Origin of the sequence: Streptomyces roseolilacinus, from assembly GCF_014649335.1 — a bacterium.
GTDB classification, from domain to species: Bacteria; Actinomycetota; Actinomycetes; order Streptomycetales; family Streptomycetaceae; genus Streptomyces; species Streptomyces roseolilacinus.
The window spans coordinates 344898-371072 of record NZ_BMSV01000004.1 but is presented as its reverse complement, the minus strand read 5'-3'; the positions used below and the strand labels follow the sequence as shown (position 1 = coordinate 371072).

The window sequence follows — 26175 nt, the reverse complement described above, 5'->3', positions numbered from 1 at the left end:
CTACCGGCGGTAGAAGATCCGGTCCGCGTACTCCTCCATCACGCGGAGGTTCCACTCGTGGCCCCCGTCGACGTTGCCGGAGCGCAGCAGCGGGGGCTCGACGCCGCGGCGGACCAGCTCCTCGGCCGCCGCGGCCATGACGGCCTGCATGAGGGCGCTGGTGACCACGGTGGAGGCGGGCGCGAAGGGCGCCTCGACGCCCTCGTGCGTCAGCTCCGCGTCCCCGACGGCGATCTTGGAGTCGAGGACGATGTCGCAGTGGTCCTTCAGGAAGGTGCCCGAGGCGTTGCGGGGGCGGGTCTCCTTCGCGTAGGCCACGGAGGTGACACCGATGACCTTCATGCCCAGGGCGCGGGCGTGGACGGCCATCTCGACGGGCAGGGGGTTCCGGCCGGACAGCGAGATGACGACCAGCACGTCGCCCGCGCGGGCGGGCGACGCGTCGAGGACCGCGGTGGCGAGGCCCTCCACGCACTCCAGGGCCGAGCCGAGGGGCGCGGGCATCACGTCCACGCCGACCACGCCCGGTACGGCGAGCAGGTTCATCAGCGCGAGCCCGCCGGCGCGGTAGACGACGTCCTGCGCGGGCAGCGAAGAGTGGCCGGCGCCGAACGCGAAGAGGCGGCCGCCCGCGGCGACGGTGTCGGCGACGGCGGCGCCCGCGGCGGCGACGTGCTCGGCCTCCTCGTCCCGGACCCGCCGGAGCAGGCCGATCGCGGCGTCGAAGAACTGATCGGCCAGCGTGCTGTCGCCCATCGGCACGGCCTTCCTCTCGTCTGTGTCGCGGATCACCGTGCGGTCTGGACCTTTCGCCTGTCAATACGGCGTTCGGCCATGGCCCTGTCCGGGGCGGCACGGGGGCCCCGGGGATGCGCAACAATTGAGCCAGGGCCGCGCACACTGGAAGTCACGCATCGAGGGGCACGTATGTCCGGACTGATCGACACCACGGAGATGTATCTCCGCACCATCCTCGAGCTGGAAGAGGAAGGCGTGGTGCCCATGCGCGCCCGTATCGCGGAACGGCTCGACCAGAGCGGTCCCACGGTCAGCCAGACGGTCGCCCGGATGGAGCGTGACGGGCTGGTGACCGTCGCCGGCGACCGCCACCTGGAGCTGACCGAGGAGGGCCGCCGGCTGGCCACGCGCGTGATGCGCAAGCACCGGCTCGCGGAGTGCCTCCTCGTGGACGTGATCGGCCTGGAGTGGGAGCAGGTCCACGCCGAGGCGTGCCGCTGGGAGCACGTGATGAGCGAGGCCGTCGAGCGGCGCGTCCTGGAGCTGCTGCGCCACCCGACGGAGTCGCCGTACGGGAACCCGATCCCGGGCCTGGAGGAGCTGGGCGAGCAGGCGGAGGCCGACCCGTTCCTCGACGACAACATGGTGTCCCTGTCCGAGCTGGACGCGGGCGCGGAGGGCAAGACCGTGGTGGTGCGCCGGATTGGCGAGCCCATCCAGACCGACGCCCAGCTGATGTACACGCTGCGGCGCGCCGGTGTGCAGCCCGGCTCCGTGGTGAGCGTGACCGAGTCGCCCGGCGGCGTGCTGGTCGGCAGCAGCGGCGAGGCCGCCGAGCTGGACGCCGACGTGGCGTCGCACGTCTTCGTCGCCAAGCGCTGAGGGCCACCCGCCCCTCCCCGCCCCGCCGGCCGCCCGGACGGCGCCGTTCCGTCCGGCGCCCGGCGCCCGTACCGTACGGAGTGCTTTCGCGCGGAACGGCAGCGGTGCGGCTTCGCGCGTGCCAGTCTGGGCTTCAGGCCGGGACCTGCCCTGGGGAGGGAGTCGCGCGATGCGTCGTCCGCCGTCCGCACCGAGGCGCGCGTCCACACACGAGGAAGGTCCCGGTGCCTTGCGGCACCGGGACCCGGCCTCCCCTGTGCTGACCCGGAGCCCCGAGCTCTCAGGGTCAATCCCGTCGGACCTTTTTCCCCGAGTGGTCCGCCTCCCGCTGAAGATCTCCCCTCGGCGACGCCCGTCAATCCTTGAGGGGGGTCACTCGAACGAGCGATGTTGCCGCCCACGCCCCGGTTTTCGAATATAAGTTCGATACTCTGAGCGGGTTGTCCGACGCGACATGAAGGGGGTGCCAGGGCTCATGGTGCGACGCATCGATCTGGCCGGAGCCGACGGCGTGCGTCTCGCCGCCTGGGAGTTCGCCGATCCGCCCAAGGGACCGGGCGCCGACGGAAGCGAGTCCGCGGGGGGCGTGCTGCTCCTGCACGGCCTGATGGGCCGCGCCGCCCACTGGGCGGACACGGCGCGCTGGCTGTCCGACCGGTACCGGGCTGTCGCCCTGGACCAGCGCGGGCACGGCCACAGCGGCAAACCGGCCGCCGGGCCCTACACGCGCGAGGCGTACGTGGCGGACGCGGCCGCCGCGATCGAGCAGCTGGGGCTCGCGCCGGTCACCCTCATCGGCCACTCCATGGGCGCCCTGACGGCCTGGCAGCTCGCCGCCGAGCGGCCGGAGCTGGTCAACGCCCTGGTCATCGGCGACATGCGGGCCTCCGCGCTGGGCGCGGCGTCGCAGCGGGAGTGGGAGGAGTGGTTCCGCAGCTGGCCGGTGCCCTTCGCGACGCTGGCCGACGTGCGGAAGTGGTTCGGGGAGGACGACCCCTGGGTCGAGCGGCCGAACCCCGCGCGGGGCGCGTTCTTCGCGGAGGTGATGTGCGAGTCGCCCGACGGGTGGCGGCCCGTGTTCTCGCCGCACCAGATGCTCGAGGCCCGCTCGACCTGGGTGCACGACGCGCACTGGGACACGCTGGCCCAGGTCCGCTGCCCGACGCTGGTGGTGCGCGGCCTCGACGGCGAGCTGGGCCGCGCGGAGGCGCAGGAGATGGTTCGCGTCCTGCCGCGGGGCCAGTACGCCGAGGTGCCCGACGCGGGCCACTACCTCCACTACGACCAGCCGGAAAGCTGGCGCGAAACCCTCTGGCCCTTCCTCGCCGCGACCACCTAGCCGGCCCGGGGCCCGCGGGGCCGGCGCGGCGCGGAGGCCGCGGCCCCGCCCGCCGGCCCCTCCCGGCGGCACCGGGACCGGCGGCGGGCGGGGCCGGCCCCGGGACCGGCGGCGGACGGGCCGGCTGCGGGCGGGGCCGGCCTGTCCGCCGCTAGGCCTTGCTCACGGCCGTCAGGATCTCCGGGAGCCTCCGGGCGGTGCGGCCCGCCGCCAGGTGCAGGCCGCCCCACGTCAGCAGCGCCCCCCACACCGCGCCCAGCGGCAGCAGCACCCACGGTTCGGCGGACGCCACGTGCGTCCACACCGCCACCGCGATCAGCGGGCCGCACAGCACCGCGGCCAGCAGCATCCCGCCCATCATCGACGCCCAGGCCAGCCCGCCCTGCCCGGGCGCCGCGTTCTTGTACGCGCTGTCCTGCGGGATCGAGTACGGGAAGAACGCCGACGCCCAGGCGCCCACCCCCAGCATCGCGCCCAGCAGCCCGTACGAGAGGCCCAGGCCCTCCGCCAGGACCCCCCAGTCGCCGAGGACCGCGACGGTCACCACCGTCACCAGCGTCGCGTACGGCAGCGTCACCAGCAGCAGCGCCACCGCCCGCGCCCGCAGCTCCACGTACGCGTCCCGCTTCGACGACACGGTCATCGCGACGATCCAGAACGCCGAGGTGTCCTGGCCGAACTGGTTGTACATCAGCGTCCCCAGCAGCCCCGCCGCGAAGCACGCCCAGTACACCGAGCCGTGCCCCTGCAGGGCGTTGAACACCGGGACGATCAGGCCCAGCGCGAGCGCCGTCACCCAGCCGGACTTGGCCTTCGGGTCCCGCCACGCGTAGCGCAGCGCCCGCTGCACCACCGCGCCCGTGCGCCCCTCCGGCAGCAGCCGCGCCCAGCCGGCACCGGAGCCGCCCCGGCCCGTGTCCGTGCCCGCCGCCGCGACCGTCGAACCGTCCGGCGCCGTCATCAGCTTCGTCAGGCTCCGCTGCCACCAGTACAGCAGCGCCGCCAGCGCCACCACCGACAGCAGCAGCTGCGCCACGGCCGCCCCGTACGCGCCGCGGCTCGCCGAGTCGACCGCGCCGACCGCCGAGGCGGGCGGCACCCACCGGGCGACGTCCGCGGCGGGCTCCAGCCGGGCGAGCCCGCCCGCCTGGCCGAGCCGCTGCGCGCCGAAGTTCACGACCTGGATGCCGATCGCCACGACCAGGCCGCTCAGCAGCGCCAGGTCCCGGCCCTTGCGGGACGTCAGCAGCCGGATGTTCGCCGCCGCGACCGCACGGGCCAGCGCCAGGCACACCAGCAGCACCAGAGGCACCGCGAACACCGCCACGGCCACCGCGAACGCCCCGTGCGCCACGGAGATCCCCGCACCCACCGCCAGGCACAGGGTGAACAGCGGGCCGATGCCCACCAGCGACGCCACCAGCAGCGCCCACACCAGCGGCCCCGCCCGCAGCGGCAGCATCACCAGGCGCGTCGGGTCCAGCGTCTCGTCACCGCTGGGGAAGAACAGCGGCATCACCGCCCAGCCGAGCGCCGTCACCGCGGTCAGCAGCACCGCCAGGGTGGCCGCCTGCGCGTGCCCCCGCAGCAGCAGCATGCCGAGCAGCTGGCCGGCCGCGAACAGCAGGGCGAAGACGATCGACACGACGAAGACGGCGGTACGGCCCGAGGACTGCCGCAGCCCGTTGCGCAGCAGCGACAGCTTGATCCGCACGAAGACGGACGTCAGCGCCCCCGTACCCGCCGCCCCCGCACCCGCAGCTCCCGCCGTGCCCGTGCCGGGGGCGCCCGTCGTACCGGACCCGTACGTCACCGGGCACCCCCCAGCCAGTCCAGGGACTCGCCCGCGTCGCGCCCCTGCGCGCCGACCAGTTCCAGGAACGCCCGCTGGAGCGTCGGCGCGTCACCGCGGACCTCCGCCAGCGGGCCGTGCGCGCGGATCCGCCCCGCGGCCATCACCGCGACCCAGTCGCACAGGGACTCCACCAGCTCCATCACGTGGCTGGAGAACACCACCGTCGCCCCGGACGCCGTGTACCGCTCCAGCACGCCCCGGATCGTCTGCGCCGACACCGGGTCGACGCCCTCGAACGGCTCGTCGAGGAAGAGCACCTCGGGGTTGTGCAGCAGCGCCGCCGCGAGGCCGATCTTCTTGCGCATGCCGGTCGAGTAGTCGATGACCAGCTTGTGCTGGGAGCCCGCCAGGTCCAGGACGTCGAGCAGCTGCGTCGCCCGCTTGTCGACCTCGGCGCCCGGCAGCCCCCGCAACCGGCCGGTGTACGCGAGGAGTTCGCGTCCCGACAGCCGTTCGAACAGCCGCAGTCCCTCCGGCAGCACGCCGATGCGGGCCTTCACCGCGGCCGGGTCGCGCCACACGTCGTGCCCGGCGACCTCGACGCGCCCCTGGTCGGGGCGGAGCAGTCCGGTCACCATCGACAGGGTCGTCGTCTTGCCCGCGCCGTTCGGGCCGACCAGGCCGACGAACCGGCCCGCGGGCAGGACCAGGTCCACCCCGGCGACCGCGACCTGCTCGCCGAAGCGCTTCCCCAGCCCCTCCACGCGCACGGCGGGCGGCGCCGCCTCCGGCGTCCCGCCCACCGCGTCGACTTCCCTGCCCTGCTCCGGCATGGTCACTGCCGCCTCTCGCTGCCCCGTCGGTCACTTGTACGAGAACAGCCTAGGAACCCGCAGGCAGAAGCGCAGGTGCCGGTTCCGGCAGTCTCCGCGGGCCGACGTTGCCGGAAAGGGGGAGGGGAGGCGTCAGCGGCCCCTCGCCGCCGCCGCGTCCCGGCCGCACGCGTACGCCAGCGGGCTGATCAGCTCCTCCGCGTCCGGCAGCCACCGGTTGGCGTGGGTCGGGCGGCGCACCCACTGCACCGCGCCCTGCCCGCCGACCCGCGTCGGCGGCGCCGCCACGTACCCGCCCTCGCCCTTCGCGACCAGGTCGATGCCCGACGGCGACCAGCCCAGCCTGCGGACCAGGCCCGCGACCTTCGCGGCGGCCCCGGGCAGCACGAAGAACACCATCCGCCGGTCCGGCCCGCAGGCCACCGGGCCGAGCGCCAGGTCCATCCGCTCCATGCGCGCCAGCGCCAGGAAGCCGGCCGACTCCGGCACGTCCAGCGCGTCGAACGTACGGCCCGTCGGCAGCAGGACCGACGCCCGGGGGTGCTTGCCCCACAGGCGGCGCGCCGCCGCGGGGCTGCCGGTGGCCTGGGCCGCCCAGTCCTCGCGAAACGGGTGCGCCCCCGGCGACGCGCAGGCCGCGTCCCCGCACGAGCAGTGTTCCCGGCCGTCGACCGCCTCCAGCCACGTGCCGGGGAACACGTCCCAGTGCCGCTCCTCCGCGTACCGCACGGCGCTGTCCAGCAGCGGTTCCCCGTGCTGCCGGGGGATGGGTGCGGCCTCCGTGACTCCCATGGTCTCTTCCACGACCAGCACAACTGTCCTCCCCACGGGTGGTTACGGGGCGCAGAAGTGAACGCGGTGGTGCATCGGTTCGGCACGCGGGGCGCATGGGTGCACGTCCGGGGGCGCGCACGGGCGGCGGAAGCCACGGGCGGGTAGGCAGGGTCGGGGGGAGCGGCCTCAAGGGCATCAATGGGGGCCATTGCGGTATTCCCCGGGCAATCACTGAACAACGCGGCGATTGCCGGTGATTTGGTATGACAGCGCCAGGTTCTGCATTCTCCGGACATCAGCTGGGCAGTGATCGGGGCGACTGATCGCCACCGGCACGACAGGGGGTAGTCATGGCAGCGAGGCCGCTCGTCGCCCGTCAGCCGAACGAACGGCTGCAGGCTCTCATTCAGGAGGCAGGGTGCTCCAACGCCGGGCTCGCCCGTCGCGTCAACATGGTCGGCTCGGAGCGCGGGCTCGACCTGCGGTACGACAAGACGTCGGTGGCGCGCTGGCTGCGCGGGCAGCAGCCGCGGGGCCGGGCCCCGGGCATCATCGCCGAGGCGCTGGGCCGCAAGCTGGGGCGGACGGTCACGATCGACGAGATCGGGATGGCGAGCGGCAAGAACCTGGCGAGCGGGGTGGGGCTGCAGTTCTCGCCGACCGTGACGGGCGCCGTCGAGCAGGTCTGTGAGCTGTGGCGCAGCGACGTGGGCCGGCGGGACTTCCTCTCCGGCTCGACCGTCGCGGCCTCCGCGCTCGTCGAGCCCAGCCGGGACTGGCTGATCACCGGGCCGGACGCCCAGGTGGCCCGGAGCGCGGGCGCCCGGGTCGGCCTGGCGGACGTGCGCGCCGTGCGGGCGATGACGGAGGCACTGGTCGACCTGGACCACCGGTTCGGCAGCGGGCACGTGCGCCCCGTGGTGGTCCACTACCTGAACAGCGTCGTGTCGGGGATGCTCTCCGGCTCGTACCGGGACGCGGTGGGGCGGCAACTCTTCGCCGCGACCGCGCGGTTGACGGAGCTGGCCGGGTACATGGCGGTCGACACGGGCCAACCGGGGCTCGCCCAGCGGTACTACATCCAGGCGCTGCGGCTCGCGCAGGCCGCCGGCGACCGGGCGTACGGCGGGTACGTGCTGGCCGCGTCGATGAGCCACCTGGCGGCGCAGCTCGGCAACCCCCGGGAGATCGCCCAGCTGGCGCGCGCCGCGCAGGAGGGCTCCCGCGGGCACGTCACCCCGCGCGCGGAGGCGATGTTCCTGGCGGCCGAGGCGCGGGGCCACGCCCTGCTCGGGGACGCGCGCACCTGCCAGGACGTGGCGGGCCGGGCCGTCGCCGCGCTGGACCGGTCCGACCCGGACTCGGGCGACGACCCGGCGTGGATCGCCCACTTCGACCACGCGTACCTCGCCGACGAACTGGCGCACTGCCACCGGGACCTGGGCCACGCCCAGGCGGCGGCGCGGACGGCGGCCGAGGCGCTGGACGGCCACCCGGCGACGCGGGCGCGGCGGCGGGCGATCGGCCTCGTCCTGCTGGCGGCGGCCCAGGTGCAGCAGCGGGAGGTCGAGCAGGCCTGCCACACCGGGGCGCGGGCGGCCGAACTCCTGGGCACGCTGCGGTCGTCGCGCGGCGCGGAGTACCTGGAGGACCTCCAGGCGCGGCTGGAGCCGTTCCGGGACGAGCCCGCGGTGCGGGAGTTCGCGGCGCGGCTGGAGCCCCAGGCGGCGTAACGACCGCACCCGTGTGCGGGGGTGGCGGTACACCCGGTAGCGTGAGCCGACGCTTCCGTAGGTTCACACGTAGGAGTCCCGGTGACGCAGAGCGGACACGGCCAGGAGGGCCAGTCGTGGGGCCAGGCCCCTGGCCAACCCTGGGGATCGCCGCCCCCGCAGGCCGCGCCGGGTGAGGACCCCGCCACGCAGTACCTGCGGCCGGTTCCGCCGGCCTCGGCGCCGCTGCCCCCGGAGCGGGGGCAGGCGCCGGCGGAGAACCCGGCGGAGTCGACCCAGTTCCTGGGCACCGGCTTCGGCGCGCAGCCGCCGCAGCATCAGCCCCCGCAGCACCAGCAGCCGCCGCAGCAGCACCAGCAGCCGCCGTACCAGCAGCAGCCGCAGCCCCCGCAGTACCAGCAGCCGCCGCAGCAGCAGTACCAGCAGCAGCCGCCGCACCAGCAGCCTCAGCAGTACCCGCAGGCGTACCCGCCCCAGCACCCGCAGGCGTACCCGCCGCCGCAGGGGCAGCAGCCGCCGTACCCACCCCAGCAGCAGCACCAGCAGCGGCCGCCGGACCCGGACGCGGAGGCCACGCAGTACATCGCGCCCGTACCGGGACGCAGCGGGCCCCCGGCGGAGTTCGACAACCTGTTCCGCGACGACGCGGCGGGCGGCACGCAGCAGATGCCGCGCGTCGAGCCGTCCGCCCCGCACCAGGGGTACGGCCACCAGCCGCCCCCGCCGCACCAGGGGTACGGCCAGCAGCCGCCCCCGCCGTACGCGGACCCGCACGGCCACGACGACTACGACGAGCCCGAGCGGCGCCGCTCCTCGAAGCTGCCGCTCCTCGCCGCGGTGATCGTCGGGTGCGCCGTCGTCGGCCTCGGCGCGGGCGCCCTGATGAGCGGCGGCGAGGAGGCGCCCGACACGGGCGACAAGGCCGGCGTGGCCGCCGCCTCGTCCCCGACGCCCGCCCCGAAGACGTCGTCCGAGCCGGCCCCGGACCCGGTGAAGGCGCAGGCGGAGGAGCTGGACAAGCTGCTCGCGGACAGCAACGACAGCCGTGCCGCGGTGATCCGCTCCGTCGAGAACATCAAGAAGTGCCAGGCGCTGGACAAGGCCGCCGCCGATCTGCGGGAGGCCGCCGGCCAGCGGCGCGACCTGGTGAACCGGCTGCGCGGCATCGAGATCGACAAGCTGCCGGACCACACGGAGCTGTCCTCGTCGCTCACCCGGGCGTGGCAGGCGTCCGCCACCGCCGACGACCACTACGCGGCCTGGGCCCAGCAGGTCAAGAACCCCAAGAACTGCAAGGACGGCCGGGCGCGCAACACCGGCAGCACCGCGCAGGCGGCCGTGGCCAGCGGCGAGGCGACCGAGGCGAAGCGTCAGGCCGCACGTCTCTGGAACGGCATAGCCGAGACGTACGGCCTGACCCAGCGGCAGCCCACCCAGCTGTAGGGGCGGGCCGCGGGGCTCAGGAGGAGCGGGCCTCCAGGAGGGTCTCGCCGACGTCGACGAAGCCGGCGCGCTGGGCGACGAGGCGGCCCCTGCGCACCACCTGGAAGGTCACCTCGTGGTTGACGAGCCGGGGGAAGCCGGGCGTGCCGAGCATGTCCTCGTACCGCCAGCGCAGCGCCGGCGTGAGGCCCCCGGTGTCCACCCGCAGGCCGCGGTCCAGGGTGAGCGCGATCTTGCCGGGGGTCACCTCCTCGTCGCCGATCGCCTCCACGACCCGCTTGAGGGTCGTGTACGCGATCCAGGTGGTCTGCACGCCCGCGTCGGCCGGGTCGATCCGGTTGTCGCCGAAGGCGTGCTCCTGGATCACCCGCCGCATCGGCTCCCAGCGGGGGTCGCCCGGGGCCGGGTACCAGCCGGTGACGTACGCCCCCTCGAACGGCCCGGCCGCCCCGCCCGTGCGGTCGACGAGGAGCTGGTCGACGCTGCCCAGCACGGACGAGATCCGGACGTCGCGGCCGTCGGAGGCCAGCCGGCGGAACGAGTCGAAGAAGTGCGCGGTCCGCTCGCCGAGCGCGGCGGTGACGCAGCCGTGCTCCTTGCCGGCCCGTTTCCGGGAGCGGTCGGCGACGGCCGCGTACTCCCCGGCGTCCTCGGCGGCCGGGAAGTCGTACGCCTCGCGCTGCTTGGCGTGGGTGAGGCCCGAGTTGAGCAGCGCGTGCAGGTAGTCGCCGGCGATCGTGTCGGGGCGGACCAGGGAGACCCGCTCGCAGGAGGCGGCGAGCTGCATGCCGTTCCCCGCGAGCAGGGCGACCTGGCCGCCGTTGACGGGATAGGAGAGGTAGCTGGTGAACTCCTCGTCGGACAGGCCGTAGCCGCCGATGTACGGGATGTTCGCCGCCTCCAGGGTGGCCATGAAGGCGCGGCCGTGCTGGCTGTACGAGCCGACGACGGCGGCCACGCCCTCCTTGACGGCCTGGCGGGCGCAGGTCGCGGCGCCCGTCGCGGTGTTGCCCTCGTTGCACGTGATCACGCGCAGTTCGTGCCCGGCCAGGCCGCCCTGGCCGTTGACCCAGCGCGCGTAGGCCTCGGCCATCGCGGGCATGCCGGGCATGTTGGTCGCCTTGGTGTCTTGGGGTGCCCAGGTCATCACTGTGATGGGCTCCCTGGAGCCCCCCGTGGCTCCAGGGAGAGCACCACAGCCGGCGAGGAGGGACGCCGCGACGAGAGCCGCCGCGGCCCTGGACGTGAGAGAGGTGGCAAAGCGTCGCCTGCCGTTACCGGTCATGAACACGCACACTTCCTGCCCACGGGTAACGCGGGTGTGAGGGTGGTTCAACGGTCGGTGACGTGGAGGTGAATTGCGGGGGCCGCCGGGCGCGTACGGTGGAGGACGTACGATCCGTACGTTCCGCTGCCCGGCGGTGCGCACGTCCCCAGCTCGTTCGGGCCCGGTCCGCCAGGGCCGGCCCCGCAAGGTGAACGCAGATGAACTCTTCCCGTCGCGGCCGTCACTCCCTCACCATGGGCGGCATGCCCCTCAACGACATGCCGTGGTGGCGCTGGCGCGCCAACGTCCGCTCGGCGCTGCACATGCTCTCCGACACCGCCTTCCACCAGGAGTGCTGGCTGGCCGGCGTCGACGGGTACGGGGACGTCACGGACGCCGTCTACCGGCTGGTCGAGGACACGTGGCTGGACAACTGGTCCGCCGAGAAGTACGTCGGGACGATCTTCCGTGACGCGGTCGAGGCCCAGCTCGTCGACCTGGCCGTGCTGCGGGTCCTGCGGATCCTGCACCAGGTCGGCCCGGACGCGCCCGTCTCCGCGTACCTGAACCACCCCGGCTGGCCCGAGGCCGTGCACGCCACCCGCGAGGCCCACGTGCGGCTCTGCCTGAACGACGGCGAGGACCCGGACGCGCCGCCGCGGCCGCTGCACGCCCTGCGGGCGCTGACCGGCGCGGTGTAGGGACGGGGCCCGCCCCCCTGGTCGGACCGGTCCGGAAGCCGGACGGGGCGGAAGGCGCGCCCGCCCCGTGTGGCATCCTGCCAGCATGACCGACCAGTACGTCCTCACCCTCTCCTGCCCCGACAAGCAGGGCATCGTTCACGCCGTGTCGAGCTACCTCTTCATCACGGGGTGCAACATCGAGGACAGCCAGCAGTTCGGAGACCGCGACTCGGGCCTCTTCTTCATGCGGGTCCACTTCTCCGCCGAGGCGCCCGTGACCGTCGAGAAGCTCCGGGCGAGCTTCGCCGCGGTCGGCGACTCCTTCGGGATGGACTGGCGGATACACCGCGCCGACGAGCGGATGCGGGTCGTGCTGATGGTGTCGAAGTTCGGCCACTGCCTGAACGACCTGCTGTTCCGCACGCGGATCGGCGCGCTGCCCGTGGACATCGTGGCGGTGGTGTCCAACCACACGGACTTCGCGGAGCTCGTGGCCTCGTACGACGTCCCCTTCCACCACATCCCGGTCACGAAGGACACCAAGGCGGAGGCCGAGGCCCGGCTGCTGGAGCTGGTGCGCGGCGAGAACGTCGAACTGGTGGTGCTGGCCCGGTACATGCAGGTCCTGTCGGACGACCTGTGCCAGGCGCTCAGCGGGCGGATCATCAACATCCACCACTCGTTCCTGCCGAGCTTCAAGGGCGCGAAGCCGTACCACCAGGCGCACGCGCGCGGTGTGAAGCTGATCGGGGCGACGGCCCACTACGTGACGGCGGACCTCGACGAGGGGCCGATCATCGAGCAGGAGATCGAGCGGGTCGGGCACGAGGTGACACCCGAGCAGCTGGTGGCCGTGGGACGCGACGTCGAGTGCCAGGCGCTGGCCCGCGCGGTCAAGTGGCACGCGGAGCACCGCATCCTGCTGAACGGCCGCCGCACGGTCGTCTTCGACTGAGGCGGTCCGCGGGCGGCGGGCTACATGCGGCTCAGGGAGGCCGCGGCGTACAGGACCTCCCTGATGGCCTCCCGGTCGCCCGCCTGCCCCACCGCCGCCTCCTCCGGCGTGACGTGCCCCGCCACCAGCTGGCAGAACTCCACGCCGTCCAGCGCCACGAGGGCCACCTCCCGGTCCGGGCAGGCCCTCGCCGCCGGGGAGTCCAGGGCGACGTACCAGTGGCCGCCGCCCGCCCCCTCCACCTCCAGGCGCAGCGACCGCCCCGGCGCGCCCGCCTCGACGAGCGTGCGGGCCGGCCCCGCGAGCCCGGCGCGGCGGCGGCCGGCCAGTGTGGCCGGCAGGAGGCGGACCGCCAGGTCGATCATGTCGTGCAGGTGCGCCCCGGAGGGCGGGTCGTACGGGTAGTGCACGGCCGACGCGATGTCCTCCGCGTGCACCCAGCACTCGAACGCCCGGTCCAGCAGGGCGTCCCTCAGCGGCAGGGAGAAGGACCCGTACGGCACGGACAGGTCCGCCACCCCGCGCCCCGCGAACGACACCGTCCGCACCAGCGCGTGGGCCTGGTCACGCCACGGGTCCCGCAGGCACCCCCGGTCCTCGTCCTCCAGGACGCGCCAGAACGCCTCCGTGCGCTCCGTCGGCCCGTACGGCGGCCGTGTGCCCGGCGACCGCGCGTCCGGGGGCGGCCCCACCGGGTCGTCGAGTCCCAGGGCCGCCGCGACCAGGCCGTCCGCCGCGAGCAGGTGGCTGATGACGCCCGCGACGTTCGTCGGCCGGTCCACCTGCCGCCCTCCCGCGAACCATCTGAGCCGTACCGGCGCGCGCCACTCCGAGCGGCCGATGTCCCGGAGCAGCGCGTCCAGCCGCGCGGTCTCCGCGTCGTAGGGGGCCGCCCAGCCCGGCACGGGGATGCGGGCGGGTCGCCGGCCCAGGCAGTTCTCCAGGACCCGCGACCGCAGCAGCGGGTCCAGGTCCAGGTCGCGCTCGTGGTGCAGCAGCCCGACCGCGTCGCGCAGCCGCAGCGCCTCGTCCGCGCACGGCGCGCACTCCGTCAGGTGCGCCTCGACGGCGGCGGTCTCCTCGGCGGAGCAGGCCGCCAGCGCCCACGCCCCGAGGAGCGACCGCAGCGTCGCGTGCGGCAGCGGGGACGCCTCCCGGGGCCGTTCCCACGGCTGCTCACGGGGCGGTTCCGGCGGCTGCTTCCGGGGCGGTTCCGGGGGCGGGCCGGGCGGAGGGTCGGGCGCGCGGTGCGCCGAGTCGTCCGCCGCAGGCCGGGGGCCCGGCACGCGCGGCGGCCTCCCGGCCCCGCCGTCCCCCGCGCCGCCCCGGTCCCCGCCGTCCAGGTCCCCGCCGTCCAGGGGCCCCGTCACAGCGGCGGCCCTCCCGGGCCCGGGGGCGACCCGTCCGGCGGCCGGGTGTGCGCCGTGGCGAGCAGCTGGAGCCCCAGCCGCAGCCGGCGCCGCGCCTCGACCTCGGTCACGCCGAGCTGCGCGGCGGTCTGCCGGTAGTCCCGCCGCTGGAAGTACGCCAGCTCCAGCGCCGTGCGCAGCGGGGCCGGCATCGCCGTGACGATGTAGTCGGCGCGGGCCGCCGCGGACGCCCGCCGCACCCGCTGCTCCAGCTCCTCCGCCGAGCCCCGCCCGTCCTCGGCGATCGCCCGCACGCCGCTCTGCCGCAGCCGGTACACCGACTGCCGGCGGGCCAGCCGGGCGATCCAGGCCCGCAACGAGCCCTCCTCGCGGGGGTCGTACGCGTCCGGGTTCTCCCACACGTACCCGAACACCTCCCGGGTGACCCGGTCGGCGGCCTCCTGGTCCTCCAGGACGCGGCGGGCCGTGTTGTGGACGAGCGAGGCGAAGCGGTCGTACAGCTCGCCGAGCGCGGCGGCCTCTCCTCGGGCCAGCCGCTGCTGCATCCTGCGGTCCCAGCGGGGCGGGGTGTCCTTGGGCATTCCTCGAATGTAGTGCGCGCCCCCGGCGCCGCACCGCCCTTTGGGCAAGTGCCGGCCGTCTTGGGCGGGGTGGTGGTATGGAAGCCGCCATCCTCGCCGCCCGGCGTTTCGGCGGTGGCACATGGGGCAGCTGCGACGGGAAGAGCGTCCTGCGTATGGTCCGGGTCCCGGCGAGGAAAGGTCGCAGCACGTGATGCTGAGGGTGGAGCGAGCCGAGCACGGCGCCTGGACCGTGCTCCGCGTCTTCGGCGAGCTCGACCTGGTGTCGTCGCCGGTGGTCCGGCGCCGGGTGCACGACGTGGTCGCCGACGGCCGGCACGACGTGGTGCTCGACCTGTCGGGGGTGCGGTTCTGCGACTCCAGCGGCGTGGGCGTGCTCATCGCGGCGCGCCGGCTGCTGCACTCCTGCCGCGGGCGGCTGCGGCTGATCCTGCCGGCGCGCGGGGCGGTGGAGGGCTCGCACGTCAACCGGGTGCTGGCGGCGCTGGGCGTGCGCCGGCTGTTCGACGTGTACCCGGACGTGCCGGGGGCGACGGGAGCGGCGGACGGCGCGGCGCGGGAGCCCGCCGAGGACGTGGTGAACGGCGTGGTGGCACCCCGTACCGCGTCCGCGTAGGTCACGGTCGGTGAGGGACGCGGGGCGCGCGGGGGGCGGCGCCCCGGACGGGGCGCGGCCGGGTGGTCGCCGCCGCCCGGCGAGCGGGGCGGCCGGGCCCGTCACGCCTGTGTACGAGTGGGGCGAACGTGACGGGTGCACGCTCGCGTTCGACTGTACGGAAAGTGCGTCGCACAGTATGCACCAGCCGTACTCCTTCGCGCGGGAATATGCCCGAAGCGCTTGTTCCGGTGACTGTACGTCAACCATGCTGAGCGCCCAAGGTTCGCTGTGAGGCGCGAGGCGATGTGTCCGCCGGTTCGGATGGTGTGATCGGTGCAGGTGCTTCAGGTTCAGTTGGAGGTCGGGCCGGACCCCGCGGAGGTGGGGCGGGCCCGCAGATGGGCGAGAACGCGGCTGGCCGGCTCGGGGATAGCGGCCGACGAGCCGCTCGCCGACACGCTCGTGCTCCTCATCTCGGAGCTCGTGACCAACGCCGTCGTGCACACCGGCTGCCCGGCCGTGCTGCGGCTGCTGTTCGGCCCGGGCGGCGCGGGCGCCGGCATCGTCCGGGTCGAGGTGGTGGACGGCAGCGCCTGCCCGCCGCAGCAGCGCCGGGCCGACGGCGCCGACACCCACGGCCGGGGGCTGGAGTTGGTCGACGGGCTCGCCGACCGGTGGGGGTGGCAGCCGGAGGGGCGGGGCAAGCGCATCTGGTGCGAGGTGGACCGGAGCGCGCCGGCACTCGCCCCGGTGATGCACGAGCCGGGGGCGTACGGGCCGACGCACGCCGTGACGAATACCGCGTAACGGTTGTTTCGGCGCATACCTGTTGACGCTCGGGGACGGTCCGAACACCCTGGGAGCAGCGATCCGTGGCGAGGGGACGCCGAGGGCCCGACCCGTCCTCGGCGAGTGCGGGTCGCGGGTCCGGCGTCGGCAGGATCGTCACGTCGCGCTCCCCGGGCGCCGCGGAGGCGAGTCGGCCGCGCGTGAGCGCGGTGCCCGTGCCGGACGGGGTGGCGGCCGCCGTGCCGTGCTCGGGGCGCGCACGGGCGCGCCGCCACCCGAGGAAGCGTCAGGTCGCTCGGAGGACCACGCCGACGGCGGCCGGGGACGGCACCCCCGCACCCCGCGAGCCCCTGCGCACACGGCTCCGACGGCCGTACGGGCGGCGGCGACGGCACCGGGCGCCGGACCGCCGGGCGCCGTCAGGGGGCCTCGGGGCGGCACACCGCCTGGGCGCCGAGCGCGACGGCACCCTGGCCCCGCTCCCGTACGACGAGGGGGTCGACGTCCAACTCCGCCAGGTCGCCGCCCAGTTCCAGGGCGATGCGCTGGACGCGCAGGACCGCCTCGACGAGCGCGTCCACGTCGAGCGGCGGACCGCCCCCCGCGCCGTCCAGCAGCGGCCGCCCGCGCAGCTCGTCCACCGCGGCCCGCGCCTCCCGCTCCCCGAACGGCGGGACGCGCACGGCCGTGCCCGCCTCCACCTCCGCCAGGGCGCCGCCCGTCCCCACCCGCACGGTCGGCCCCAGCAGCGGGTCGTGCACCAGGCGGACCGCCATCTCGACGCCCCGCTCCACCATCTGGCAGACCAGGACGCCGTCCAGGTCGACGCGGTCGTAGCGGGCGATCTCGGTGAGGTCCCGGTACGTGTCGCGGACCTGGCTCGCGGAGGTGAGCCCCACCCGGACGAGCCCCAGCTCGCGGCGGCGCGCCAGGTGCGGGGCGGACGCCTTCAGCACCACCGGGTACCCGATCTGGGCGGCCGCGCGGACGGCCGCCGCCGCGCTGGTCACCAACTGCTCGCGCGGCACGCGGATGCCGTACGCCCGCAGCAGCTGCTTCGCCGCGTGCTCGCTCAGCCGCTGCCCCGGCCGGAGCAGGGGCCGCGCCTTGCGCGCCGACGGTGACGGGGCGGCGGGCGTCTCGTCGAAGGGGGAGTGGTGGGCCGCGGCGAGGCGGTGGCGGTCGAGGTACGCGCGGACGGCCGTGACGCAGTTGCCGAACGTGCGGAAGGTGACGAGGCGCGACGAGCCGAGCAGGGTCTCGCGGTAGGCCGCCTCCGTGCCGGCCGGGGAGCCCCAGATGACGCACACCGCCTTGTCGGTGGCCTCCGCCGCGTCGGCGAGGGCCCGCGCGAGGCGGTCCGTGTGCGGGGGGTGCGGGGCGGGGACGGGGCAGACCAGGACGCCGACGGCCGGGTCGGCGAGGAGCGCGTCGAGGGGGGCGCCGGGGCGGGCCTCGGCCCGGAGGCCGCGGGCGGTGGCGAGGGCGGCGAAGTGCGCGGCCGCGCCGGTCGCCTCCTCCTCGTACACCGCGACGCCGTCGGCGCGGGGCGGGCGGGCGCGGGCGAGGAGCACGGCGGTGTCCTGGAGCTGGTCGGGCGAGCCGACCGGGACGACGCCGTACTGGCGCAGCGCGGCGTCCAGCACCGGGCGGGTGGCGGGGGCGGCGGCGGTGAGGGCGACCACGGGGACGCGGCGGCGGGCGGCGTGGTCGGCGGCGCGCAGGAGGGCGTGGGCGTCGCGAAGGCGGTCGAGGTGGCAGGCGATGGCGCCGACGCCGGGCTGCTCGGCGTAGTACGCGACGAGGTCGGCGGCCGTCACGTCGGCCTCGTCGCCGGTGACCGCCCAGTGGGAGAGCCGGACGCCCAGCTCCTGGAGGGCGTACAGGGGGCGGCCCTGCGGACCGGTCCGGGCGACCACGGCGATGCCGGGCCCCGGGAGGTCGTCGCGCAGGGGGGCGAAGAGCGCCGGGCCGGTGGGCCCGAGGACCCGCGGCCCGGCGCCGCTCAGCCGGTCGGCCGAGGGGGAGGCGCCGCCCAGGACGACGGCCAACGGCACCTTGGAGTCGCCCAGTTGGCGGACCGCGGGCAGCGGGTCGCCGCCGAGCACCACGGCGAGGTCCACGTCGCCCGGCAGGTCGCCCGCGGACGGCACGGGCACGACGCCGGGCGGGCCCTCCGGCTCGCCCCGCACCGCGTACACCCGCGCCCCGGCCCGCAGGGCCCACCGCACGACGGCGTCCCGTTCCCCGCCGGACCCGACGAGGGCGACGCCCCGGGGCCGGAACAGGCCCCCCAGTTCAGCCACAGAAACCGCCAACGCGCGCCTCCCGCCGACCGCGACACGGACCAGCTGACGGCTTGTCACGTTACCGAAGGGTTGCCTTCCGAGGAACAGCCCGGACACGGACAACGTCCGCCCGGCGAAGGTCATCACGGGCACGGCGGGGCCGACCGGGCTTGATCACCGGGCCGTACAACCTCGTCGCGGGGTCGTGGGTCGTGGTAGTGGCGCATTGCCCGATGAACAGAAAGGCCCACGTCCATGAACCAGTCCTTCCCCGCGCGTGCCCTCGCGCGCGGCCTGTGCGTCGCCGTCGTCGCCGGTGTGGTGGGCGCCGGGACCGCGGCGCCCGCGTTCGCCGACGAGCCCCAGACCGACCAGCTGTGGATCAGCGCCGCGCCATACGAGGCGGCCGTGCCCGTCGGGACCGGCGGCGAGGCCGGGCAGGAGCGGGAGGTGGCGGTCGGCCTGTCGCACGACAACGTCAACTTCGCCGTCACCGACGGCCGGATCACCGTCGACGTGTCCGGCCTCGCCGGTGTCGCCGAGGTGACCTGGCCCGAGAACTGCGCGCCCAGTGGGACGACCGCCGTGTGCACCGTGCCCGAGGTGGCCCTGTCGGGCGAGGTCGGCGAGCGGGTGCGCCTGCAGGTCCGCGCCGCGGCGGGCGCGGCGGTCGGGGCGACCGGCCGCATCACGTACACGGGGCGCGCCGCGACCGATCAGCCCGGCGTCGGCGAGCTCGTCGCGCACGAGGCCGAGACCCCCGTCACGGTCGGCTCCGGCCCGGACCTCGTCGTGCGGGGCACCGTGCCGGACGGGCAGATCCAGCCGGGCGGCACCGTGTCCGTGCCGTTCAGCGTCGTCAACACGGGCGGCGAGGCGGCGCACGGCCTGCGCGTCACCCTGTACGTCACGCGCGGCCTCGACGTCGGCACCGTGGACCCGCACTGCACGACCACGCCGCTCGACGAGACCGACGGGTACGTCCCGATCAGCCGGGTCGACTGCGCCTTCGACGACGTCGTCCGGCCCGGCGGCACCTTCACGCTGCCCCGGACGCTGACGGCGACCGCCGCCCCGTACGCGTTCCACGAGCGCCTCGACCTCACCGTCGAGCCCGGCGGCGGCGTCCAGGACCTGGCCCCGGGCGACAACGGCCTGTACGGGGCGGTCAAGGTGGCCAACACCAGCGACTTCTCCGTGCGGGGCGCCGACCTGACCGCCGCCGCCGGCGAGACCGTCCGGGCCGACCTGACGTTCCGCAACAGGGGCCCGGCGTGGGTCGCGAACCTGCGTTCCGGCGAGCCCGTCGGCCTGGTCGACTTCGTCGTCCCGCGGGGCGCGACCGTGACGCGGGCGCCGGAGAACTGCTTCGGGCTGACGCTGGACGGCAGCTGGTACGAGGGGACGTCCGGAGCCCCGCGCTACCGGTGCGACCTGCCCGTCTGGGTCGGTGAGAAGCAGACGGTGACCCTCCCGTTCACCCTGCGCGTCGACACGGTCGTGCCGGACGCCACCGGCACGCTGACGCTGCGCAACGGGTGGGGCGAGGCCCGTCCGAACGACCCGGACAGCAAGAACGACACCGCGAAGCTCGTCCTCAACGCGGCAGGCTGACCGGCGGGAACGCCCCCGGGGGAGGAACCGCGGGAGGTCGCCGGGCCGGTCCGCGGCCGGTGCACCGGGCCGGCCCGCGGCCTCCCCGGCGGCCTCGGGCACGGTCTTCCCGGGAGGTCCCGGGCACGGTCTTTCCGGGAGGCCCCGGGCGTGGTCTTCCCGGCGGGTCAGGGCCAGAGCAGGCCCCGGGTCCACGGGCCGTCCGGCGCGCGGTGGTAGCGCAGGCGGACGTGGCGGCGGTGGGCGTCGCCCTGGAAGAACTCCGCCTCCTCCGGCGCCAGGTGGTACACCGTCCAGGTCGGCGCGTGCGCCGTGGGCTCCGCCCCGGCGCGCGCCCAGGCCCTCTCGCTCGCCTCCGCCAGGGCCTCGGTGGACGCGAGCGGTTCGCTCTGGCGGCCGGTCAGCGCCGCCGCCAGGGCGCCCGTCGAACGGGCGTGGAGGTCGGCGTACGCCTCCTCGGGCGTGCCCGGGGCGACGGGGCCGCGCAGGCGGACCTGGCGGCCCCGCAGCGGCCAGTAGAAGTGCAGCGCCGCGTACGGGCGGGCGGCCAGCTGCCGGCCCTTCGCGCTGGTGGAGTGCGTGGCGAACCGCCAGCCGCGCCCGTCGGCGCCGTGCAGCATCACCGTCCGCACGTCGGGGCGCCCGTCCTCGTCGGCCGTGGCGAGCTGGGTGGTGTGCGGCTCCGGCTGGCCCGCCCGGGCCGCGTCGAGGAACCACGTGCGGAACAGGTCCAGCGGGTCGTCCGGGGCGGTCGACGGGTCGAAGACGGGCAGGTCGGCGTCCCACACCCGCAGGGCGTGGAGCGCCGACTCGAAGGCGGCGTGGGTGCCGTGGGTGCCGTGCGTCATGAAGCCATCATCCGCCGGGCGGGGAGGGCGTCCGGGCCCGGGCACGGGGGGTGCCGGCGGCGGTCGTCGCGGGACGCGCCGCCACCGGCGTGACAGGACGTGCCGTGCCCGGGGCGGGCGGGGTGCGCCGGAGCGCGGGGGAGGGGGCCGTGCGGGGGCGTTCGGTGCGCGCCCCTACTTCGCCGGCTTCTTGCCCGTGATGCCGAGGTGGACCAACAGCGCCAGGTTGGGCCGGAGTTCGGCCTGCTTGACGCCCCACGTCTGGAAACCCTTCTGGTGCGACGCCACCGACGCCAGCATCGTCACCAGCGCGCCGGCCATCGCGGCGGGGTTCACGTCCTTGTCGACCCGGCCCTTGGCCTGGAGCTCCTTCACCGCGTCCGTGAGGGAGCCGGTGACCGAGCCGAGGATCCTCATGCGGATCTTGTAGAACCGCTTGTCGCCCTCGGCGGCCCCGAGGTCGACGACGCGCAGGATCGCGTCGTGGCGCCGCCAGAAGTCGAGGAAGCCCTCGACGAGCTCCTCCGACGCCTGCTTCGCGGCCTTGCCGACCCAGGAGCGGTCCGACACCAATTCGGTCAATCCTGCGCCATCCTTGGCCATTTCCTCGGCGATCTCGAGAACGGCGCCCTCGACGTCCGGGAAATACTGATAGAAGGTCGCAGGTGAAGTGCCCGCCTTCCGGGCCACGTCGATGACTTTGACGTCCCGGTACGGCGAGGAGCTGAGCATCTCGCTGAGGCAGTCGAGCAGCTTCTGCCGCGTCGCCTGGCCGCGCCGACCGGCCACGCGGCCGTCGACGGTGCGTACTTGTCCTGTCATGCCGTCAGCTTACCGAGGGGTGTTCGGCGCGCGATTCGGCCGACTGCAAATGGGTGCGAGGCCGTGCGCGGGCTGTTCCGGACGGGTTTTCCGAGGTGTACGGAGAAGGGCTCCGGGAACGCCCGCCGCGGAATCGGCGGCAGTTCCCCGGCCGCCACCGGCTTCCCGGCCGCGCCTTTCGCCCCCCTTCGCCCCGCCCGTCTCCGCGTCTTTTCGTGCAGGATGATTATCAACAGCCTGTGGAAAACTTCGGTGGACAACTTCCCGTCCGGCCCTGCTCCCCCTGCGGCGGGCCCGCACCGGCACTAGCGTGACCGTGACGGGCACGCACGGCCCGTGCGCGTCCGTGCACAGGGAAGGAACCACGCCCATGGCCGCGACCGCGGAACGCACGCCGGGAGGCCCCCCGGAGGAGAGGCCGGAGGGCACGCCGTGCTGGGCGGACGTGCTGCTCCCGGACCTGGAGGCGGGCAAGCGCTTCTACGGCGGACTGTTCGGCTGGACCTTCGCCGGCAGCGGCGAGACCTACGGCCCGTACGCCACCGCGTTCAGCGACGGCCTGCGCGTCGCCGGGCTGGCCCCCAAACGGGACGGCCGCATGCCCACCGCCTGGGGCGTCTACCTGGCCACCGCCGACGCCGTCGCCCTCGCCGCCCGGGTCCGGGAGGCCGGCGGGCAGATCATCACCGAGCCCATGCGGGTCGGCGCCGCCGGCATCACCGCGCTCGCCGCCGACCCCGGCGGGGCCGTCTTCGGGATCTGGCAGGCCGAGGAGCACCCCGGCTTCGAGAAGGAGGGCCTGCCCGGCTCGTACTGCTGGACCGAGGTGTACACCCGGGCCCGCGACAAGGAGGCCGTCGACGCCTTCTACGCGACCGTCTTCGGCTACCGCACCCGCGACCTCGACGACCCGTCCGCCGACTTCCGCGTCTGGTCGCCGGCCGGTGCCGGCGAGCCCACCGACGCCGACGCGATCGGCGGGCGCAGCGTGATCGGCGAGGCGTTCCCCGCCGAGATGCCGGCCCACTTCCTGGTGTACTTCGCCGTCGCCGACTGCGACGAGACGGTGGCCGCCGCCGTCCGCCTCGGCGGCCGCGTCACCGAGGACCCGTTCGACACCCCGTACGGGCGGATCGCGCTCCTCGCCGACGACCAGGGCGCCGCCTTCGCCGTGCTGGCCGAACCCAAGGCCGCCTGAGCCCCCACCCGCCCCGCCGGGCCCCGCCCCATCGGGCCCCGCCCCATCGGGCCCCGCCCCGAGCCGCCCCCGGCGGCCGGTCCGGGCTCCCCGGTGGGTGACGGGTGGTGACCGACGGTGGCCGGAAATCGTCGGATCCCGTCGACCCGCCACTCCGGCGTCCCTCACACGAGTGTCCCCTTACGGGTGAGACACCCCGATCCGCCCCCGGGTTCGCAACCACCGCCCCGGACAGGAAGAATCAGGGTGCACAGGGTCGTACCCCCATGGCCCTGACGGGGAGGTGGCAGGCAAGTGGAGCAGCTGACGCAGCACGACCCGAGACGGATCGGCCCGTTCGAGGTGCTGGGCCGGCTCGGCGCCGGCGGCATGGGCCTGGTCTATCTCGCGCGGTCGGCGTCCGGCCGCCGCGTGGCGATCAAGACCGTACGGACCGAGCTCGCCGAGGACCAGCTGTTCCGCGTCCGCTTCACGCGGGAGGTCGAGGCCGCGCGGGCCGTGTCCGGTTTCTACACGGCCGCCGTCGTCGACGCCGACCCGCGCGCCGCCGTGCCGTGGCTGGCCACCGCGTACGTCCCGGCGCCGTCCCTCGAGGAGATAGTGAACGAGTGCGGGCCGCTGCCCGCGCCCGCCGTGCGCTGGCTGGCCGCCGGCGTCGCCGAGGCCCTCCAGTCCATCCACGGCGCGGGCCTCGTGCACCGCGACCTGAAGCCGTCCAACGTCCTCGTCGTCGAGGACGGACCGCGCGTCATCGACTTCGGCATCGCGTCCGGCGTCTCCAACACCCGGCTGACGATGACCAACGTCGCCGTCGGAACGCCCGCGTACATGTCGCCCGAGCAGGCGCGCGACTCCCGCAGCGTCACCGGTGCGAGTGACGTCTTCTCGCTGGGCTCCACGCTGGTGTTCGCCGCGACCGGGCACGCGCCGTTCCACGGCGCCAACCCCGTCGAGACCGTCTTCATGCTGCTGCGCGAGGGCCCCGACCTGGAGGGGCTGCCCGACGAGCTGCGCCCCCTGATCGACTCCTGCATGCAGATGGACCCGACGCTCCGCCCCACCCCGGCGGACCTCCAGGCCCAGCTCGCCCCGCACCTCTTCGCCGGCGGCGACGACAGCGGCACGGCGTCGGCGTGGCTGCCCGGGCCGGCCACCGCCATGATCGAGCGGCGGCGCGGCGGCCGCCCCTCCACCCCGCCGCCGCCCCCGCCCGCCCCGCCCGGGCCCCCGCCCGGCCCGCCGCACGGCGGCCCCGCCCCGGGCGCGCCCGCGCCCGGCCAGGACTGGGACGCCGCCTGGCGCGGCGGCGACCCCCGCACCGGTCACGGCCCGGCCCCGCACGGCCCCGCCCCGCACGGCGGCGCGCCCGTCCGGCTCCCCGGCGCGAAGGTGCCCATCGGCCCCGGCCCCCGCCGCGTCGACGGCCGTTCCGCCGCCGCGCCCGACCCCGCCGGTCCCGCCACCGGCTGGATCCGCCCGCCCGCCGGGCTGACCGGCGCGGACGCCCCGCCGCCCACCGGCCGCCCCCTCCCCGGCCCCGTCCCCGGCGTGCCCTCCCAGCCGAACGGCACGGACGGCGGCCCGACCGTCGCCGCGTCCGCACCCGCGCCCGGGCACTGGCGCCCCTGGCGGTTCCGCATGTCGAACGACGTGTGGGGCACGCCCGTCGTCGACGGCGACCTCCTCTACGTCACCTCCTTCGAGGTCCACGCCCTCGACGTGGCGACCGGCCGCCGCCAGTTCAAGACCCGCGACGTCGCCTGGTCCATGGCCGTCGCCGCCGGCCGCATCCACGCCTCCGACGGGCCCACGCTGTACGCGCTGGACGCCGTCGACGCGGGCGAGCTGTGGCGGCTCCAGACCGACGCGTGGGTGTACTCGCTCAAGGTCGACCGGGGCACCGTCGTCACCGGCACGCGCGGCGGCGGCGTCCAGGGCTGGGAGGCCTCCAACGGCGCCAAGCTGTGGGAGCTGACCGGCGCGCAGACCGACTTCGAGACCCCCGAGGCGGGGCCCGCCGTCCACGGCGACACCGTGTACGTGTGGCAGGACGCCCGGCTCCGCGCCCTCGACGCCCGCACCGGCACCGAGCGCTGGTCGTACCCCATCGGCGACGCGGCGTCCTGCGGCGGCGTGCCCGTGCGGGTCACCCCCGCGGAGGACGGCTACGCGTACGTCGTCGCCGGGACGCGGGTCCTGTCCGTCGACGTCCTGTCCGGCCACGTCCGCTGGCACTTCGAGGCGCCCGCGGTCTTCCTGTCGCCGCCCGCCTTCGCGCCGGGGCCCTCGGTGACCGGCGGCGGGGTGTACCTCGCCGACTACCTCGGCACGGTGTACGCCCTCGACGCGACGACCGGCAAGGACCGGTGGCGCATCGCGACGGAGGCCCGGCAGTCGGTCGAGCCGGTCCTCGTCGTGGACGGGAACGTCCACGTCGGCAGCGGGAGCGCCATGTACACGCTGGACGCGGTCACCGGGACGCCGAAGTGGCGGTTCGCGGCGGGCGGCGAGATCGTCGGCGCGCCCGCGGTGGCGGAGGGGCGGCTGCACTTCGGCTCGGCGGACCACGTGCTGTACACGCTGGACGCGGCGGGCGGGCAGCTGCGGTGGAAGCTGACGACGGGCGGTGAGATCACGGGCTCGCCCGTGGCCCGCGCGGGCGTCGTGTACGCGTGCAGCAAGGACCGCTGCGTCTACGCCCTGGACGCCCAGAAGGGCACCGCGACGGGCCCCCGCCCGTCCCCGGCCCGGTGACCGCCCGCCCGTGACCGCCCACCCGGTCCCGGCCGCCGGGCGGCCCGGACGCACGGCCGCCCGGGGCTAGGAGGGGCGGTCGTCCGGGTGGCCTCCCCGGCCGTATGGGTGCCGGTGCGTCCGGGTGTCCTGCGCGTGCGGGTCCCGGCGGGGCTCCTGGTACGGGTCCTGGTACGGATCCTGGTGGGGCTGCTGGTACGGCCCCTGGTGGGGGTCCTGGTACGGGTCCTGGTACGGCCCGTGGTGGGGCTCCTGGTACGGGTCCTGATAGGAGGGCTCCTGGTGCGCCCCCGGGGGCCGGTGCGCGGACGTGTCGTCCGGGTGACCCGGGTAGGCGGGGTCGTCGGGCCCCGGGACCGGGTCCCGCCGCGCTCCTCGCCGCCGGCCCTCCCCGGCCGCGTACGCCGTGTCGTGCCCTCCCAGCATGCGGCCGCGCCGCCGCCCCGCCATGACCACCGCGGCCAGCAGCAACAGCAGCCCGCCGCCGAGCGCCAGTCCGGTGCCCGGCCCCAGGCCCCTGCCGTCACCGCTCACCGTGAGGCTTCCCTCGGCCTGGCCCTGCCGCACCATCCACAGCACGGTGAACCCCAGCACGGCCACCCCCGCGAGCGCCACCACCGCCCGGGACCGCAGCACCAGCCCCACCAGGGCGAGCAGCGCGGCGAAGGCCATCGGCAGGAGCAGCGACGTCCACAGGTCGGCCCGGCCGGAGGTGATGCCGCCGAACAGGTCGTCGATCTCGTAGTGCCGGCCCAGGCGCCCGTCGTACCAGGCGCGGAAGGGGCTCCAGACGGCGGCCACCGACCCCACCAGGGCCAGGACGGCGCCGATGACGTTGCGGATCATCCTCGGCCTCCCTCGGCTCCGGGAG

General features: G+C 75.4%; 22 protein-coding genes. 11 read left to right on the top strand and 11 right to left on the bottom strand.

Annotated features, from left to right (window positions below):
* Positions 1-756 carry an SIS domain-containing protein gene (locus tag IE106_RS11845; protein ID WP_189533211.1) on the bottom strand — a complete coding sequence of 252 codons (756 nt, stop codon included), beginning with the start codon at positions 754-756 and terminating at the stop codon, positions 1-3.
* A gap of 171 nt (positions 757-927) precedes the next feature.
* On the opposite strand from IE106_RS11845, the gene IE106_RS11840 reads away from it, so the two are divergent.
* Both IE106_RS11840 and IE106_RS11835 read left to right on the top strand, forming a co-directional pair.
* Entirely contained in the window at positions 928-1620 is a 693-nt protein-coding gene (locus IE106_RS11840; RefSeq protein WP_189532762.1) for an iron-dependent transcriptional repressor DtxR, read from the top strand.
* Positions 1621-2095: 475 nt separating this feature from the next.
* Positions 2096-2959, top strand: coding sequence for an alpha/beta fold hydrolase (locus tag IE106_RS11835; protein WP_189532760.1), 864 nt, complete (start codon positions 2096-2098; stop codon positions 2957-2959).
* A 151-nt stretch (positions 2960-3110) separates the two neighbouring features.
* Here IE106_RS11835 and IE106_RS11830 read toward each other — a convergent pair whose 3' ends face one another.
* The 3 genes from IE106_RS11830 to IE106_RS11820 all read right to left on the bottom strand — a co-directional run bounded on the left by IE106_RS11830 (position 3111) and on the right by IE106_RS11820 (position 6400).
* Positions 3111-4688: a transporter gene (locus IE106_RS11830; protein WP_189533209.1), complete on the bottom strand. Its 1578-nt coding sequence runs from the start codon at positions 4686-4688 to the stop codon at positions 3111-3113.
* An 80-nt stretch (positions 4689-4768) separates the two neighbouring features.
* Positions 4769-5587 (bottom strand): ABC transporter ATP-binding protein, encoded by an 819-nt coding sequence (locus IE106_RS11825; RefSeq protein ID WP_189533206.1) that lies wholly within the window; start codon positions 5585-5587, stop codon positions 4769-4771.
* Between the two features lie 132 nt (positions 5588-5719).
* A complete protein-coding gene (locus IE106_RS11820) occupies positions 5720-6400 on the bottom strand; it encodes a bifunctional DNA primase/polymerase (protein WP_189532758.1) in 681 nt (226 codons plus the stop codon).
* Between the two features lie 311 nt (positions 6401-6711).
* Here IE106_RS11820 and IE106_RS11815 point away from each other — a divergent pair, with 311 nt between their 5' ends.
* Both IE106_RS11815 and IE106_RS11810 read left to right on the top strand, forming a co-directional pair.
* Positions 6712-8094 (top strand): NsdA family TPR-like regulatory protein, encoded by a 1383-nt coding sequence (locus tag IE106_RS11815; protein WP_189532757.1) that lies wholly within the window; start codon positions 6712-6714, stop codon positions 8092-8094.
* Between the two features lie 81 nt (positions 8095-8175).
* Positions 8176-9537, top strand: a complete 1362-nt coding sequence (locus tag IE106_RS11810) for a hypothetical protein (protein ID WP_189532755.1) — start codon at positions 8176-8178, stop codon at positions 9535-9537.
* 16 nt (positions 9538-9553) lie between these two features.
* Here IE106_RS11810 and IE106_RS11805 read toward each other — a convergent pair whose 3' ends face one another.
* Positions 9554-10822 carry an ABC transporter substrate-binding protein gene (locus IE106_RS11805; protein WP_189533204.1) on the bottom strand — a complete coding sequence of 423 codons (1269 nt, stop codon included), beginning with the start codon at positions 10820-10822 and terminating at the stop codon, positions 9554-9556.
* Positions 10823-11022: 200 nt separating this feature from the next.
* Between IE106_RS11805 and IE106_RS11800 the strand changes: the two genes are divergently transcribed.
* Positions 11023-11505 carry an SCO4402 family protein gene (locus IE106_RS11800; RefSeq protein WP_189532753.1) on the top strand — a complete coding sequence of 161 codons (483 nt, stop codon included), beginning with the start codon at positions 11023-11025 and terminating at the stop codon, positions 11503-11505.
* Positions 11506-11590: 85 nt separating this feature from the next.
* Complete coding sequence (gene purU, locus IE106_RS11795) at positions 11591-12442, top strand: formyltetrahydrofolate deformylase (RefSeq protein ID WP_189532751.1); 852 nt, start codon at positions 11591-11593, stop codon at positions 12440-12442.
* Positions 12443-12462: 20 nt separating this feature from the next.
* Here purU and IE106_RS11790 read toward each other — a convergent pair whose 3' ends face one another.
* Both IE106_RS11790 and IE106_RS11785 read right to left on the bottom strand, forming a co-directional pair.
* Entirely contained in the window at positions 12463-13812 is a 1350-nt protein-coding gene (locus tag IE106_RS11790; protein WP_373295938.1) for a zf-HC2 domain-containing protein, read from the bottom strand.
* On the bottom strand, positions 13809-14393 hold the full coding sequence (locus IE106_RS11785; RefSeq protein ID WP_189532749.1) for an RNA polymerase sigma factor: 585 nt from the start codon (positions 14391-14393) through the stop codon (positions 13809-13811). Before IE106_RS11785 ends, IE106_RS11790 begins: the two co-directional genes overlap by 4 nt.
* Positions 14394-14586: 193 nt before the next feature.
* Here IE106_RS11785 and IE106_RS11780 point away from each other — a divergent pair, with 193 nt between their 5' ends.
* Together IE106_RS11780 and IE106_RS11775 are read left to right on the top strand one after the other, a co-directional pair.
* The gene (locus tag IE106_RS11780; protein ID WP_373295941.1) at positions 14587-15009 is read left to right on the top strand and encodes an STAS domain-containing protein; all 423 of its coding nucleotides are present in this window, start codon (positions 14587-14589) and stop codon (positions 15007-15009) included.
* A 315-nt stretch (positions 15010-15324) separates the two neighbouring features.
* Complete coding sequence (locus tag IE106_RS11775; RefSeq protein WP_189532745.1) at positions 15325-15798, top strand: ATP-binding protein; 474 nt, start codon at positions 15325-15327, stop codon at positions 15796-15798.
* Positions 15799-16199: 401 nt separating this feature from the next.
* On the opposite strand, the gene IE106_RS11770 is transcribed toward IE106_RS11775, so the two are convergent.
* Complete coding sequence (locus IE106_RS11770; RefSeq protein WP_189532743.1) at positions 16200-18212, bottom strand: acetate--CoA ligase family protein; 2013 nt, start codon at positions 18210-18212, stop codon at positions 16200-16202.
* Positions 18213-18323: 111 nt separating this feature from the next.
* Here IE106_RS11770 and IE106_RS11765 point away from each other — a divergent pair, with 111 nt between their 5' ends.
* On the top strand, positions 18324-19682 hold the full coding sequence (locus IE106_RS11765; RefSeq protein WP_189532741.1) for a COG1361 family protein: 1359 nt from the start codon (positions 18324-18326) through the stop codon (positions 19680-19682).
* Positions 19683-19849: 167 nt separating this feature from the next.
* On the opposite strand, the gene IE106_RS11760 is transcribed toward IE106_RS11765, so the two are convergent.
* Entirely contained in the window at positions 19850-20530 is a 681-nt protein-coding gene (locus tag IE106_RS11760) for a pyridoxine/pyridoxamine 5'-phosphate oxidase (RefSeq protein WP_189532739.1), read from the bottom strand.
* A 174-nt stretch (positions 20531-20704) separates the two neighbouring features.
* A complete protein-coding gene (locus tag IE106_RS11755; RefSeq protein ID WP_189532737.1) occupies positions 20705-21352 on the bottom strand; it encodes a TetR family transcriptional regulator in 648 nt (215 codons plus the stop codon).
* A gap of 370 nt (positions 21353-21722) precedes the next feature.
* On the opposite strand from IE106_RS11755, the gene kbpA reads away from it, so the two are divergent.
* Together kbpA and afsK are read left to right on the top strand one after the other, a co-directional pair.
* A complete protein-coding gene (gene kbpA, locus IE106_RS11750) occupies positions 21723-22550 on the top strand; it encodes an AfsK-binding protein KbpA (protein WP_189532735.1) in 828 nt (275 codons plus the stop codon).
* Positions 22551-22844: 294 nt separating this feature from the next.
* Positions 22845-25304, top strand: coding sequence for a protein serine/threonine kinase AfsK (afsK, locus tag IE106_RS11745; protein WP_189532733.1), 2460 nt, complete (start codon positions 22845-22847; stop codon positions 25302-25304).
* Positions 25305-25370: 66 nt separating this feature from the next.
* Here afsK and IE106_RS30280 read toward each other — a convergent pair whose 3' ends face one another.
* Positions 25371-26150 carry a hypothetical protein gene (locus tag IE106_RS30280; RefSeq protein ID WP_229840298.1) on the bottom strand — a complete coding sequence of 260 codons (780 nt, stop codon included), beginning with the start codon at positions 26148-26150 and terminating at the stop codon, positions 25371-25373.
* Positions 26151-26175: the final 25 nt, after the last annotated feature.

What these genes read in the sequence shown, in the direction of transcription:
- IE106_RS11805 (WP_189533204.1), bottom strand. Translation starts at nt 10,822, where the DNA reads ATGACCGGTAACGGCAGGCGACGCTTTGCCACCTCTCTCACGTCCAGG.
- IE106_RS11815 (WP_189532757.1), top strand. Translation starts at nt 6,712, where the DNA reads ATGGCAGCGAGGCCGCTCGTCGCCCGTCAGCCGAACGAACGGCTGCAG.
- IE106_RS11845 (WP_189533211.1), bottom strand. Translation starts at nt 756, where the DNA reads ATGGGCGACAGCACGCTGGCCGATCAGTTCTTCGACGCCGCGATCGGC.
- IE106_RS11825 (WP_189533206.1), bottom strand. Translation starts at nt 5,587, where the DNA reads ATGCCGGAGCAGGGCAGGGAAGTCGACGCGGTGGGCGGGACGCCGGAG.
- IE106_RS11755 (WP_189532737.1), bottom strand. Translation starts at nt 21,352, where the DNA reads ATGACAGGACAAGTACGCACCGTCGACGGCCGCGTGGCCGGTCGGCGC.
- IE106_RS11835 (WP_189532760.1), top strand. Translation starts at nt 2,096, where the DNA reads ATGGTGCGACGCATCGATCTGGCCGGAGCCGACGGCGTGCGTCTCGCC.
- IE106_RS30280 (WP_229840298.1), bottom strand. Translation starts at nt 26,150, where the DNA reads ATGATCCGCAACGTCATCGGCGCCGTCCTGGCCCTGGTGGGGTCGGTG.
- IE106_RS11785 (WP_189532749.1), bottom strand. Translation starts at nt 14,393, where the DNA reads ATGCCCAAGGACACCCCGCCCCGCTGGGACCGCAGGATGCAGCAGCGG.
- IE106_RS11840 (WP_189532762.1), top strand. Translation starts at nt 928, where the DNA reads ATGTCCGGACTGATCGACACCACGGAGATGTATCTCCGCACCATCCTC.
- kbpA (WP_189532735.1), top strand. Translation starts at nt 21,723, where the DNA reads ATGGCCGCGACCGCGGAACGCACGCCGGGAGGCCCCCCGGAGGAGAGG.
- IE106_RS11780 (WP_373295941.1), top strand. Translation starts at nt 14,587, where the DNA reads ATGCTGAGGGTGGAGCGAGCCGAGCACGGCGCCTGGACCGTGCTCCGC.
- IE106_RS11765 (WP_189532741.1), top strand. Translation starts at nt 18,324, where the DNA reads ATGAACCAGTCCTTCCCCGCGCGTGCCCTCGCGCGCGGCCTGTGCGTC.
- IE106_RS11800 (WP_189532753.1), top strand. Translation starts at nt 11,023, where the DNA reads ATGAACTCTTCCCGTCGCGGCCGTCACTCCCTCACCATGGGCGGCATG.
- IE106_RS11770 (WP_189532743.1), bottom strand. Translation starts at nt 18,212, where the DNA reads ATGACCTTCGCCGGGCGGACGTTGTCCGTGTCCGGGCTGTTCCTCGGA.
- IE106_RS11760 (WP_189532739.1), bottom strand. Translation starts at nt 20,530, where the DNA reads ATGACGCACGGCACCCACGGCACCCACGCCGCCTTCGAGTCGGCGCTC.
- purU (WP_189532751.1), top strand. Translation starts at nt 11,591, where the DNA reads ATGACCGACCAGTACGTCCTCACCCTCTCCTGCCCCGACAAGCAGGGC.